Origin of the sequence: Loigolactobacillus jiayinensis, assembly GCF_003946445.1 — a bacterium.
GTDB lineage: Bacteria > Bacillota > Bacilli > Lactobacillales > Lactobacillaceae > Loigolactobacillus > Loigolactobacillus jiayinensis.
Map to the genome: position 1 here is coordinate 72,718 of NZ_RHOF01000002.1, position 13,847 is coordinate 86,564.

A 13,847-nucleotide genomic window follows, 5' to 3' on the forward strand; every position below is an offset into this window, starting at 1 on the left:
ACTCTGACTATAGAAAATAATCTACTTTTAAACACACAACAATAAAGTAAAGCTCAGATAACGCGTTTTTCATTCAGCCTCCTTCAATCAACAACACTCAACACAAAAAGCATTTCCTCGTCGTCTATATATAAACTACGCGAAAATGCTTTGAGTTACTTTAAATTAAGTTAAATTTATTCTTGATCATCATCCTGATCAGTTTCAGCGCGGCGAACTAATTCGTCAACTTGGGCTGAAGCTTGATCAGTTGTTGGTGCTGTCGCTTCTGGTGCTACTGTGGCAGCGTCACTAGTGGCAGCATCTGCCACTGGCTCCGTTTCGTCCTCAGCAGCAACTTTAGCCATCGTTGCAACAGCGGCATCATCGTCAACTCGGATCAGCCGTACACCTAGTGTGGCACGGCCAGTTTGTGACACATTGGCCACATGGAAACGAATCACGACACCAGTATTGGTGATCAGCATAATATCTTCGTCACCTTTGACCGTCGCTAACCCAGCTAATGGGCCATTTTTAGCGCTAACGTTGACCGTCTTGATCCCTTTACCGCCACGACCCTTGATTGGGTACTGTGCAGCAGGCGTGCGCTTACCGTAGCCTTTTTCGGAAATAATCAAGACTTCACTGTCTGATTCCAAAATATCGGAACCGACCACATAGTCACCTTCACGTAACCGGATCCCACGGACCCCAGTTGCGGAGCGCCCCATGGAACGAACTGCGGTTTCAGCAAAGCTAACAGCGTAACCTAAATGCGTGCCGATAATAATATTTTGCTTACCATCGGTTAGGCAAACGTTGATCAGCTCATCGCTATCTTTTAGCGTGATTGCTTTAAGGCCATTGCTACGAATATTGCGGAACTCACTGACAGCCGTCCGTTTCGTAACCCCTTGAAGCGTCGTAAACAATAAATAATTATCGTCTGCGTCGGCCGCTACATTGACAACGGTTTGAATCCGTTCACCGGAATCAATGCCTAACAAGTTGATCACTGGAATCCCCTTAGCTGTGCGGCCATATTCAGGAATTTCATAACCTTTGGCTTGGTAAACTTTACCGGTATTGGTGAAGAACAGCAACATATCATGGGTGGAAGTAAAGACGAGATGCTCAATGAAATCATCATCGTGGATCCCCATACCCTGGATCCCACGGCCACCACGATTTTGCGTCTTAAATTCTGATGCTGGCAACCGCTTGATATAGCCATTGTGCGTCAAAGTGATCACAACGTCTTCTTCTTCGATCAAGTCTTCGTCTTCTAGACTAAGAACTTCGCCAACCAATAATTCCGTCCGCCGTTTGTCACCAAACTTATTCTGGATCTCTAATAATTCTTGATAAATAATATTGTGGATACGTTCTGGCTTAGCCAAAATATCCTCGTAATCCGCAATCTTCTTCATCAATTCGGCGTATTCAGCTTCGACTTTATCGCGTTCCAAACCAGTTAAACGAACCAAGCGCATATCCAAAATAGCTTGTGCTTGTTTATCGTCTAATTCATAGTGTTCGATCAATAAGGCCTTTGCCACTTCACCTGTTTTTGAACTGCGGATGATCCGAATAATTTCATCGATATGATCTAAGGCAGTCCGCAAACCAGCTAAAATGTGCGCCCGCGCCTGTGCTTTACGTAAATCAAAGGCAGTCCGGCGATGAATAACTTCTTCTTGATGCTTCAGGTAATATTGTAAAATTTCCTTCAGCGATAATAAGCGTGGTGCGTTATCAACGATGGCTAGCATATTAAAGCCAAACGAAGTCTGCATCAAAGTTAATTTGTATAGATTATTTAAAACAACCGATGCCGACATATCACGACGAACATCGATAACGATTCGCATCCCGTCACGATCAGATTCATCGTTAAGGTCCGTGATTCCTTCTAAACGTTTGTCGCGCGCTAATTCAGCAATCCGTTCAACTAATTTCGCCTTGTTGACCATATACGGAATCTCGGTTACGATGATCCGTTCCTTGCCGTTCTTTTCTTCCTGAATCTCAGTTTTGGCCCGTAAAGTAATCGTCCCTTTACCAGTTTCGTAAGCCCGGCGAATACCCGACTTGCCCATCACTAAGCCACCAGTTGGAAAATCAGGCCCTGGAATAGCCTCCATCAAATCAGCTGTTGTCACATCAGGATTATCCATCAACATGTGTAAGCCACTGATTACTTCAGCTAAGTTATGCGGTGGAATATTGGTCGTCATCCCAACGGCGATTCCAGTTGCCCCATTAACTAATAAGTTAGGGAAACGCGCTGGTAAAACAACTGGTTCTTTTTCACTACCGTCATAGTTGTCTTGATAATCGATGGTATCTTTATTGATATCACGTAACATTTCAGTAGCGATTTTGCTCATCCGTGCTTCGGTATACCGCATTGCGGCAGCGCCATCCCCATCGACTGAGCCGAAGTTCCCGTGTCCATCAACTAACATGTAGCGATAACTAAAGTCCTGGGCCATCCGTACCATTGATTCATAAATTGCTGAATCACCATGCGGATGAAATTTACCCATAACATCACCGACGATCCGGGCAGACTTCTTATATGGCTTATCTGGAGTGACACCTAGTTCACTCATCCCGTAAAGAATACGCCGATGGACTGGTTTCAAGCCATCACGAACGTCAGGCAAAGCCCGCGCCACAATAACACTCATCGCATAATCTAGAAATGAGGTCCGCATGGTTTTGGCTAAATTGACGTTTTGAATACGCTGATTTTGTGGTTCATCTGCCATTAACTAATTTGCTCCCTTCAAAAACGTGTTCAAAATTTGAACGCTAAATATATAAGCGACACTTTTTATACGTCCAAGTTTTCAACATAATGGGCGTTATCTTCAATAAATTTCCGGCGCGGCTCAACTTTATCGCCCATCAACATTGAGAAAACTTCATCAGCTTCCTTAGCATCGGTGACATCAACCCGCAACAAACGGCGATAATCTGGATCCATAGTCGTTTCCCACAATTGTGATGCATCCATTTCACCAAGACCTTTATAACGCTGAATAACAGGCTTAGGGCTTGGTTGCAAAGTGCCGAGAATCTGATTTAACTCTTCCTCGGAATCAATATAGCGCTGCATCTTACCTTGGCGCACCTGATACAACGGTGGCTGGGCAATATAAACGTAGCCTGCTTCAACTACTGGCCGCATAAAGCGATAGAACAAGGTCAGTAGCAAGGTGCGAATATGCGCACCATCGACATCGGCATCGGTCATGATGATCAATTTATGGTAACGCGCCTTGGACAAATCAAATTCATCACCAAAACCTGTTCCCATTGCGGTAAACAAGGTCCGAATTTCTTCATTGGCCAAAATACGATCGATCGTTGCTTTTTCGACGTTCAAAATCTTACCACGAATTGGCAAAATAGCTTGGGTCAAGCGGGAACGGCCTTGCTTAGCGGAACCACCGGCAGAATCCCCTTCGACGATAAACAATTCTGAAATCTCTGGGTCTTTACTGGAATTATCAGCTAATTTACCAGGTAAGTTACTGATTTCCAAACCTGATTTTTTCCGTGTTACTTCACGTGCCCGTTTTGCCGCCAAACGTGCCTTTGAGGCCAATAAGCCTTTATCGACGACTTGGCGCGCAATTTTGGGATTTTCCATCAAATAACGCGAGAAAGTTTCAGAAAAAGTATGATCTGTAACCGTCCGTGCATCGGAGTTACCTAATTTAGTCTTAGTTTGTCCTTCGAATTGAGGATCCGGATGTTTGATACTAACAACCGCCGTCATCCCTTCACGAACATCTTCACCAGATAAATTGGCTTCATTATCCTTCATTAAGCCATTTTTATGGGCATAATCATTGATCACCCGGGTTAAGGCTGTTTTAAAACCAGCTTCATGGGTGCCACCTTCATAGGTATGAATATTGTTGGTAAAGGTCATTAGGTTGGTGTGGTAGTCTTCGGTATATTGCAATGCAACTTCCACTGTGATGCCTTTTTCAATACCTTCAACATAAATTGGTTCAGGGAACAAATCTTGCTTGCCATTGTCGAGGAACTCAACGTAGCTCTTGATCCCACCTTCGTAGTGGAATTCTTCGCGGGTTGGTTTTTCTGGCCGCAAATCTTCAATTGTGATCCGCAAGCCCTTGTTTAAGAACGCCAATTCACGAATCCGCGTAGTCAAAATTTTAATATCATAAACAGTCGTTTCCTGGAAAATATCATGATCTGGCCAGAAACGCACGATCGTACCATGTTCATGTTCAGGCGCTGGTCCGATATCTTTCAATTGTGTTGCCACTTTGCCCCGCTTGAAGTCCATGTAATAACGGTGACCTTCCTTGATGACTTCAACAGTCAATTTAGAGGACAGCGCATTAACAACGGAAGCACCAACACCATGCAACCCACCAGAAACTTTGTAGCCGCCACCGCCGAATTTACCGCCGGCATGCAGAATGGTGAAAATCGTTTCCACTGCAGGACGCCCAGTTTTTTGCTGTAAATCAACTGGAATACCACGACCATTATCAGTGACGCGAACCGAATTGTCTTTTTCCACGGTTACGTTGATCTCGTTAGCAAAACCAGCTAAAGCTTCATCGATACCATTATCGACGATTTCCCAAACCAAATGATGCAACCCTTGGGAAGAAGTGGTCCCAATATACATCCCTGGCCGTTTACGTACGGCTTCTAGGCCTTCAAGAACCTGAATCTGGCTGGCGTCATAGGACTTAGCTAGTTCTTCTAAGCGTTCTTCTTTTTTCTCTGCATCCGTCAAGTAAATTCCTCCTAAGTTCATTAATTAGTCTGTCGTTTGTTGCAATTCACCGTGCGTGATTTGAAAAACGCGCGGCGCTTCAATCATCGTTTCAGCCACACCGCTTAAGCTAGTCGTGGTCAAAAAAGTTTGCACCTTATGCTGAATTGCTTTGAGCAAATGCGTCTGGCGCGTATCGTCTAATTCGGACAACACATCGTCCAGTAGTAAAACGGGATACTCGCCCGTTTGTTCCTTCATCAAATCGATTTCTGCCAGCTTAACCGACAAGGCTGTCGTTCGCTGCTGACCTTGGGAACCGAATGTTTGCACGTTTTTGCCGTTGACTAAAAAACGCACATCATCCCGATGTGGTCCAATCAACGTTGTGCCTTGCTCGATCTCATGCTCAACATCAGCGTGCAAAGCTTGCTGCAACGTGGTATCGCCCTTGAGTTGGCTGACGTATTCAAAGGTCAGTTGCTCGCGGCCTTTACTGATATCATGATGCAACACTTGGGCCCAACCTTCCAACTTAGTCAGAAAATCTAGCCGCTGCTTAATAATGGCACTCCCATATTCAGCCAATTGATCGGATAACACTTCCAAATACAGACGATCAGTCGCTTGTTTATACTTTAATTGTTTTAAATATTGATTGCGTTGGCGCAAAGCCTTTTTATATTCACTGCTATTGTACAGATAACTAGGACTCATTTGGCCAAACTCCATGTCGATAAACCGCCGCCGAACTGCGGGGGCACCTTTTACCAAGGATAGATCCTCAGGCGCAAATAAAATGACGTTCAACTGGCCAATATATTGCGACAACTTCGCCTGCTTTAAATGGTTGACCTTAACCGTTTTACCTTTTTTGCTGATCACCAATTCTAGTGGCACTTTGCCACTACTTTTTTGCACTAAGCCAGTAATTTTAGCAAAATCCGTTTGCCAACGAATAAAATCCTTTTCGTTATGCGTGCGGTGGCTTTTAGTCAAGGCCAATACATAAATAGCTTCCAGCAAGTTCGTTTTACCTTGGGCATTCTCGCCTAGCATCACATTAACTCCTGGCGAAAAATCGACGGTCAAATGACCATAATTACGATAATCCGTTAATTGCAAATGATCGAGGTACATTAGTCATCAGCCTTATCCGCCGTTGCTGCCCGTAAAAAAAAGCTGCCTGTATCTGGAATCTCCACCGCGTCGCCAGCCACTAACTTACGGCCGCGCCGATCTTCTGGTATTCCATTTACAAAAACAGTCTGCTCACGCAAAAACCACTTAGCTTGGCCGCCAGATTGAACTAAAGCTTGTTCCTTCAGTAGTTGTCCTAACGTTAAATAAGCTGTCTCGAGGTAGACAATTTTCTTCAAAATAATATTCCCCACGCTTCCATTATGAAATAGGCCGCCAACATCACTGTGCCGCCCTGCTCATAGGCTATAAAACGGCGATTGACCGTTTTCTTACTCCTTATATTATACCCGTTTATTAGTGGAAACACAAACGAATCAGCCAATTTAAGCCGTTTAACGCAATTTAATTTAAAATAAGCAAAAGACACTAATTGGACTAAAAATGGCTAAAAATAAAAAATATGCACATATCAGCCACTTCACCGGTTTTTTTCCAAATTTTTGCTGCTTAAAATCACTCAAAGATCCTCACGTGCTTTTCATACAAAAAAAGCGTCGCCCAGAATTGCGGGCAACGCTAAATTTATAACAAGTTTAGAACGTACGAACTGGGGTGATCAATTGAATAAAATGATCGGCATCTTCAGTTGGGACTAACGTGAACGGCCGCAGCGCTGAGGTAAAGGCGATACGGATCTCCGTTTGCCCAAATGAATGCAAGGCATCCTTCATATAATCAGGATTAAACGAGATTTCCAATTCGTCACCAGTCAGATTCTTACCGGCTAACGTTTCTTCTACGTTACCAACGTCAGGCGAATTACCATAGATCGTCACTTGGTTCGTTGCTGGATCTAGCGCTAATTTAACCACGTTGTTGTGACTTTCATGGGACAACAAAGATGCCCGTTCAATGGCTGACAACAATTGTGGTGCGTTAAATTCAACCTGCGTTGATGAGCTCGTTGGAATCAAGCGTGAGGTTTCTGGATAATTGCCTTCCAGCAGACGTGAATAAAACGATGTTGTGCCGGCGACAAATAAAACTTGATTTTCCGCGATCCGCATTTCAACGTTTTCCACATCATCACCGAGCGTACGTGATAGTTCGATGAGACTTTTACCAGGAATGATCACATCGTAATGAATAGCAGCGTCAATATCCAATTGAATTTTGCGTTGGCTTAACCGATGGCTGTCAGTTGCGACAGCTAAAAGTTCTTGATCAGCTAAGACTAAATGAATCCCCGTTAAAATCGGCCGACTTTCTTGATTGGAAACAGCAATCACCGTTTGAGCGATCAATTGTTTTAATACAGCAGCGTCCAACACAACTTGTTTGTCAGTATCGATCACTGGCAAGTTAGGGTAGTTATTGGCGTCAAGGCCATTGATCGTAAAGGCAGCGGGACCAGAACGTAATTCAGTTTGGAAATTGTCTTTAACTTCTAAGGTCATTGTGTCTTCAGGTAATTTCTTAACGATTTCACCAAAGAAACGAGCAGGTAAAACGATTGAGCCCGTTGAACCGACTTCGAGTTCATTCTTTTCATCATCAGCTGAGATGAATGCCTCAATCGAAATATCAGCATCACTACCGGTGAGCATTAAACCAGCTTCAGTTAGAACTAACTTTAAGCCAGTTAATATTGGAATAGTCGTTTTGGATGAAATAGCGCGTTGCACGTCGTTTAAGTTTTTAACGAATAGCGACCGTTTGATTGAAAATTGCATGGGTTAAAGAACCTCCTTTTTTAGGTACGGCGAACTAACCGTTTCCGGTTAGCAGTAGTTATATTATATAAAAGATTTTTAAGTAATAGTAGTAGGGGCTGTTAATCTTGTGGAAAACTCAAAAACAGCTTAGGTAATAAAGATATCCACATGTGCATAACCTGTGGATATCTCTGTGGTTAATTAGCAGCTTATCCACAGGTGCTTAATTTGAACGTAAATTATTTTTGAGTTCACGCACATCATTTTGCAGCCTTTCATTTTGTTCTAAGGCTTGAGCAATTTTTTCGTGGGCGTGGATCACCGTTGTGTGGTCCTTGCCACCAAATGACTTACCGATCTTCGGTAATGAGTTATCAGTAAGCTCACGCGCCAAGTACATCGCAATTTGGCGCGGCATGACAATTGTTTTGACGCGTTTCTTGCCCTTAAGTTCGGCAACTGAGACTTCATAATACTTGGCCACTTCATTTTGGATATCGGCAATTGACAGTTGATTGTTTTTACCCGCTAATTTTAAATTCTTTAGCGCATCAGCCGCTAAACTGGTGGTGATCGTCAGATGCTTCATTGTAGCGTAGGCCTGAACGCGCACTAAAGCACCCTCCAATTCACGAATATTGGAGTCGATTTGGCCAGCAATATAACTGAGCGTCTCATCGGGAATCTGCAATTGTTCTGCATCGGCCTTATTCCGTAGAATTGCGATCCGGGTTTCCAAATCTGGTGGCGTGATATCCACTGATAGTCCCCATTTAAAGCGGGAAACCAAACGTTCCTGCAATTTTGGGATCTCATTTGGCAAGCGATCAGATGTGAGTACAATTTGTTTCTTATCATCATATAGTGCGTTAAAGGTGTGGAAAAATTCTTCCTGTGTCCCTTCCTTATCAGCGAAAAACTGAATGTCATCTACTAATAGAAGGTCGACACTGCGATATTCCTGGCGAAACTGTTCTTGCTGCCGTGTTTGAATCGAATTGATGAAATCATTGGCAAAGGCCTCAGAAGTCACATATTTAACTTTTGCATCGGGCCGTAACGTCAACATTTGATGGCCAATAGCGTGCATTAAATGGGTTTTGCCTAGACCAACCCCACCATAGAAAAATAGTGGATTGTACATCGTGCCAGGTTCTTCAGAAACGACTAATGCCGCTGCGTGCGCCATTTGATTGCCTTTACCCGTGACAAATGTATCAAAGGTGTAGCGACTATTTAAATGTGTTGGGCGCATAAACGTTGGTGTAATTGTTGCAGTATTGCGCTCTCCCATTGCTTCTTTTGGCGATATGGTAGTGGTCAGCGGGGTTTCAGCATGCGTGGCAGTCTGAATGATCGGTGTAATTTCGCCGCCGGTATGTTGATAAACGAATTCAACCACTTTTGTAGCCAGGTTGCGTTCCCAATAATCTTTTTGCAGATCTTCAGGAACTTCGATAATGAGCTGATTCTGGTTTAACGCGATCGGTTTCGCGGTGGTGACCCAGGTTTTATACCCCACGGGGGTAAGCGAACGCTGGAGTTCATCCCGAATTATCGCCCATAAATCTTCCAATTCAGGCACAAAAACGCCTCCTTTTTTAAAATCATATCTTCATTTTAGCATTCTCAAAAAAAGTTTTCCACAACTTTTACTAGAATAAAAAAGTTAGCTAAACTTATGAACATGCTGTTCAAAACCACTATCCACAAGCAATAGTTAGCTGTGCATAACTAGTCTTTTAAATCGGACGATAAACAAGGGCTTGTGCGTAAACAACACTGCTGTAATGAATGTTTCACGGGTTATCCACAAGTGAGGGCTGAAAGTGGATTACTTTTTTCCTGCCTGTTATCTTGTGGATAAGTTGGGGAAATAGCTGTGATTTGTTGTATAAACTGAAATCTGAAATTAACAACCTATCCACAGAAAAAACGGCTTACACACTATATTTTGTGGATAACTTTATTTTTTTAGTAGTTTCATTTAAGGAGGGAATATGCTATTATATTCTGGTAATTGCTATTGACGTCAGTCTATTAAATTCGTTATACTAGAAAATAACTGATTTGAATATGATTGCTTGTTTTAAACTTATTTTCGCGAGGAGGTTAATCGCATATGTCAACAAAACGCACATACCAACCAAAGAAACGCCATCGTGAACGTGTCCATGGTTTTATGAAACGAATGAGCACTAGCGCTGGTCGTAACGTGTTACAACGTAGACGCCAAAAAGGCAGAAAAGTATTGTCTGCATAGACCACTGACCCTCAGTGGTCTTTTTTATTAGTTGCGAGTGGACGCGTTTACGCCACACCGCAACTTAGTGTAATATCTAAGTGAGTAAGCATCTTGTTTACTCACAGTACATAGATTTGGAGTAATCAAATACGTCATGAGAAAATCTTATCGGGTCAAAAAAGAAGCAGATTTCCAAACCGTATTCCAGACCGGAAATTCCAAAGCTAATCGAAACTACATTGTTTATCGGCTGGAAAAACCGGGGCAAAAGCATTTTCGGGTTGGTATTTCGGTAGGGAAGCGTGTGGGCAACGCTGTGCACCGTAATCAGGTGAAGCGACGGATTCGCCAAGGTCTGCAGGAATTAAAACCACAATTGAAAACAGACGTTGATTTTTTGGTCATCGCGCGGCCACACGCCGATCGATTGACACAGGTAGAGGCTAAGGCTAACTTAGTGCATGTGTTAACTCTAGCTGATTTACTAACGGATGAAGTGAGGGAATAAGTGTGAAAAACAAGAAACGAGTGCTCGGTGTCGCCGGGCTCTTCACCTTAGTTTTATTCTTATCTGGTTGTAGCACTAAGCCGGTAACAAGCACCAGCACTGGCTTTTGGGATCACTACATTATTTGGAACTTCTCACGGGCGATCGTGTGGTTATCTAACTTATTTGGTGGTAGCTACGGTGTCGGAATTATCGTTTTTACCATTATTATCCGGATCATCATTTTGCCATTAATGCAATATCAGATGAATAGTTCGCGAAAAATGATGGATATTCAGCCACAAATGAAAGCTTTGCAAAGTAAGTATTCGTCACGTGATGTCGATACGCAACAAAAATTGCAAGGTGAAATGTCCAAACTGTATAAAGATGCTGGCGTTCATCCCTTTGCCAGCATGTTGCCCTTGGTTGTGCAGATGCCCGTTTTGATTGCGTTATATCAAGGTATTCAGCGGACCTCTGTATTACGCTCAGGCCACTTTTTATGGATGCAACTAGGCCAAGCGGATCCATACTTTATTCTGCCAATTTTGGCGGCGGTATTGACCTTTGCAACGTCGAAATTAACAATGATGGGTCAAGTCCAACAAACGGGGATCCAGAACGTCCTGATGCTATGGGGGATGCCGATCATGATCTTATTCATGGCGATCAGCTTACCTTCAGCCTTAGCCGTTTACTGGGTAGTTACCAACGCTTTTTCCGTTGGGCAAACGTTATTGTTGATGAATCCATTTAAATTACGTGCTGAGCGTGAAGCAAAGCAGCAGCAAAAGCGTGACCTAGAGCGGCAACTCGCTAAGGCACGCCGCGGTAAAAAGCGTAAATAATGCATCATTGATCGAGCTAAGGCCAACTGCGTTTGGTTTTAGCTCTTTTTTATTACCTAGTTTGTTGAACTTATTATTAACCCAACGATTGCCCACTAGTTTTGCGTGGCAAAATTGTGTAGACTAGAGAAGGTTATAATGGACGAGTACACAGCTGAGAAAGGCCCTGATCCGTGCCGTCTCGCTGTTGTAAAATGGAACCATAGATAATGAATAGACAAGGAGTTTTTATTTATGCCGACATTTGAAGGAAGTACGATCCAAGCTGCCATTCAAAAAGGGCTGACGCATCTAGATTTAAAACGTGATGCGGTCAATGTTGAGGTCGTGTCGGAAGGACGTAAAGGGTTTCTCGGCATCGGACGCAAACCCGCGATTGTTTCGTTAGCGGCACTACCAGTTACGCCACCTAAAGTGACCGCAGCAGCCCCGCAGCACGTTACGCCTGTGGCTGCCGCCGTGGTCCCAGCACACCCGCAGCCGCAGCAAATGACGCCAGCACATAAGCGGGATGATGAACAGGCCGTCACTGCGCTTAAAGCGTACTTAGCGGCGATGGCAGCGGCGATTGATGCGCCAGCTAAGTTAAGCGTTCAGCGTGCATCAAAGAACCGACTAACGATTCAAATGGTTACGCAAAAAGAAGGCTTACTGATTGGTCATCATGGTAAGACGATCAATGCGCTACAGTATTTAGGCCAGGTTTACTTGAATCATCATGCCCATTCAAAATTTGCGTTATTACTGAATGTTGGTGATTATCGCGAACGGCGTAGCGGTATTCTAGCGCGCTTAGCTGACAAAACAGCGCGTGAAGCAATTGCTACTGGTCAACCAACGATGCTGGAAGCAATGCCGGCGTTTGAGCGTAAACAAATCCACGCCCATTTAGCGGACAGCCCCCATGTTTTGACCTACTCAGAGGGCGACGAACCACATCGTTATGTTGTGATCGCACCAAAACCGCACGTTGGATAAGCTGGGGTGCCCCTTAAATGACTAAACATCATTTTTGATTGAGCGCGCTTGAAAGTAAGTTACAAGAAAAAATCGTTGACAAATCAGAGGGTAACTTTTATAGTAAGTCATAATATGAGTTCGATAAAGTAGTCAAGGTGCTTTGTCACGTTCCCGTTAACCAAGGGGCGTGGTGTAGGCGCTTTTTTTGTTGAAAAAAATAAGGAGGACGATATTTCATGGCGAATACAACAACTGAATTTGACACGATCGCGGCGATTTCGACACCGCCGGGCGAAGGTGCGATTTCGATCGTACGCTTGTCAGGTGAGGATGCGCTGCCGATTGCGGGCAAGATTTTTAAAGGACATGATTTGCAAAAAGTAGCCAGCCATACGATCAATTACGGGCATATCGTTGACCCAGATAATGATGAAACGATTGATGAAGTCATGGTCTCCGTTCTGCGCGCACCCAAAACGTACACGCGCGAAGAAATGGTAGAAATCAATACACATGGCGGTATTGTTGCGACCAATCATGTGTTGCAGTTGTTGCTCAGTCACGGTGCCCGCCTAGCCGAACCTGGTGAATTTACCAAGCGCGCTTTTCTTAATGGTCGAATTGATTTGACGCAAGCCGAATCAGTAATGGATCTGATCCGCGCCAAAACTGATCGAGCAATGCAGGTTGCCGTTGATCAATTAGATGGTAATTTATCGCGCTTGATCAAGAATATTCGCCAAGAGATCCTTGATGCGCTGGCCCAGGTTGAAGTGAATATCGACTATCCTGAATACGATGCTGTGGAAACAATGACGACGAAAATGCTGTTAGAAAAAGCGACGACGGTTAAAAAACAGATCGAGCAACTTTTAGCCACGGCTAGTCAGGGCAAAGTTTTACGTGAAGGCTTAGCCACCGCCATCGTTGGCCGGCCCAACGTTGGTAAATCCAGCTTATTGAATTACCTATTGCATGAAGATAAAGCAATTGTGACGGATGTTGCCGGTACCACACGTGATGTAATCGAAGAGTACGTCAACGTCCGAGATGTACCTTTAAAACTGATCGATACGGCTGGTATTCGCGAAACTAACGATAAGGTCGAAAAAATCGGCGTTGAGCGCTCACGCCAAGCAATCACCCAAGCTGACCTTGTTTTGTTGATCCTCGATAATAGCGAGGCACTAACGGATGAGGATCGCGCTTTGTTAACCGCAACTAACGCTAAAAAGCGCTTAGTCATTTTAAATAAAACTGACTTACCGGTTGAGCTAGACGAAGCTGAGCTACAACAAAGTGTGGCGCCAGAAAATATTATTGCGATTTCCGCCTTAACGGCTACTGGTGTTGATCAATTGGAACAGCGGATCGCTGACTTATTCTGGGGTGGCATTGATAATAGTCAGAGCACGACCCTAGTTAGTAATGCGCGCCAAATTGGTTTGCTTAATCAAGCTAAACAGGCCTTAGACGATGTTTTGGCGGGAATCAAGGCAGAGATGCCAGTCGACTTAATTCAAATCGATATGACGCGTTGTTGGGACTTGCTCGGTGAAATCACTGGCGATGCGTATCAAGATGAATTATTAAATCAACTATTTAGCCAGTTTTGTTTAGGTAAATAAGCCACAGTGAAAAAAGTTAAGCGCGCTTGAAACGGCGCTTGACCTTTATATATGGAGGGAAACTA

11 protein-coding genes are annotated in these 13,847 nt (G+C 43.9%); 5 read left to right on the forward strand and 6 right to left on the reverse strand.

Features of this window, described 5'->3' with window-relative positions; translation table 11 throughout:
- Window positions 1-176 precede the first annotated feature (176 nt).
- The 6 genes from gyrA to dnaA all read right to left on the reverse strand — a co-directional run bounded on the left by gyrA (window position 177) and on the right by dnaA (window position 9,196).
- A complete protein-coding gene (gene gyrA, locus EKM80_RS01150) occupies window positions 177-2,756 on the reverse strand; it encodes a DNA gyrase subunit A (protein WP_125551263.1) in 2,580 nt (859 codons plus the stop codon).
- A 65-nt stretch (window positions 2,757-2,821) separates the two neighbouring features.
- Window positions 2,822-4,795 (reverse strand): DNA topoisomerase (ATP-hydrolyzing) subunit B, encoded by a 1,974-nt coding sequence (gene gyrB / locus EKM80_RS01155; protein WP_386699094.1) that lies wholly within the window; start codon window positions 4,793-4,795, stop codon window positions 2,822-2,824.
- Window positions 4,796-4,798: 3 nt separating this feature from the next.
- Window positions 4,799-5,893, reverse strand: a complete 1,095-nt coding sequence (recF, locus tag EKM80_RS01160; protein ID WP_125551265.1) for a DNA replication/repair protein RecF — start codon at window positions 5,891-5,893, stop codon at window positions 4,799-4,801.
- Complete coding sequence (gene yaaA, locus EKM80_RS01165; RefSeq protein WP_125551266.1) at window positions 5,893-6,132, reverse strand: S4 domain-containing protein YaaA; 240 nt, start codon at window positions 6,130-6,132, stop codon at window positions 5,893-5,895. Before yaaA ends, recF begins: the two co-directional genes overlap by 1 nt.
- A gap of 357 nt (window positions 6,133-6,489) precedes the next feature.
- Window positions 6,490-7,629 carry a DNA polymerase III subunit beta gene (gene dnaN, locus EKM80_RS01170; protein WP_125551267.1) on the reverse strand — a complete coding sequence of 380 codons (1,140 nt, stop codon included), beginning with the start codon at window positions 7,627-7,629 and terminating at the stop codon, window positions 6,490-6,492.
- Window positions 7,630-7,834: 205 nt separating this feature from the next.
- Window positions 7,835-9,196 (reverse strand): chromosomal replication initiator protein DnaA, encoded by a 1,362-nt coding sequence (gene dnaA / locus EKM80_RS01175; protein ID WP_125551268.1) that lies wholly within the window; start codon window positions 9,194-9,196, stop codon window positions 7,835-7,837.
- Window positions 9,197-9,733: 537 nt separating this feature from the next.
- Between dnaA and rpmH the strand changes: the two genes are divergently transcribed.
- The 5 genes from rpmH (at window position 9,734) to mnmE (ending at window position 13,782) form a co-directional block, all read left to right on the forward strand.
- A complete protein-coding gene (gene rpmH, locus EKM80_RS01180) occupies window positions 9,734-9,874 on the forward strand; it encodes a 50S ribosomal protein L34 (RefSeq protein WP_125550231.1) in 141 nt (46 codons plus the stop codon).
- Window positions 9,875-10,010: 136 nt separating this feature from the next.
- Window positions 10,011-10,364, forward strand: coding sequence for a ribonuclease P protein component (gene rnpA, locus EKM80_RS01185; RefSeq protein ID WP_125551269.1), 354 nt, complete (start codon window positions 10,011-10,013; stop codon window positions 10,362-10,364).
- Between the two features lie 2 nt (window positions 10,365-10,366).
- A complete protein-coding gene (gene yidC, locus EKM80_RS01190; RefSeq protein WP_125551270.1) occupies window positions 10,367-11,194 on the forward strand; it encodes a membrane protein insertase YidC in 828 nt (275 codons plus the stop codon).
- A gap of 234 nt (window positions 11,195-11,428) precedes the next feature.
- Entirely contained in the window at window positions 11,429-12,172 is a 744-nt protein-coding gene (gene jag / locus EKM80_RS01195; RefSeq protein WP_125551271.1) for an RNA-binding cell elongation regulator Jag/EloR, read from the forward strand.
- A 218-nt stretch (window positions 12,173-12,390) separates the two neighbouring features.
- Entirely contained in the window at window positions 12,391-13,782 is a 1,392-nt protein-coding gene (gene mnmE / locus EKM80_RS01200) for a tRNA uridine-5-carboxymethylaminomethyl(34) synthesis GTPase MnmE (RefSeq protein ID WP_125551272.1), read from the forward strand.
- Window positions 13,783-13,847 lie beyond the last annotated feature (65 nt).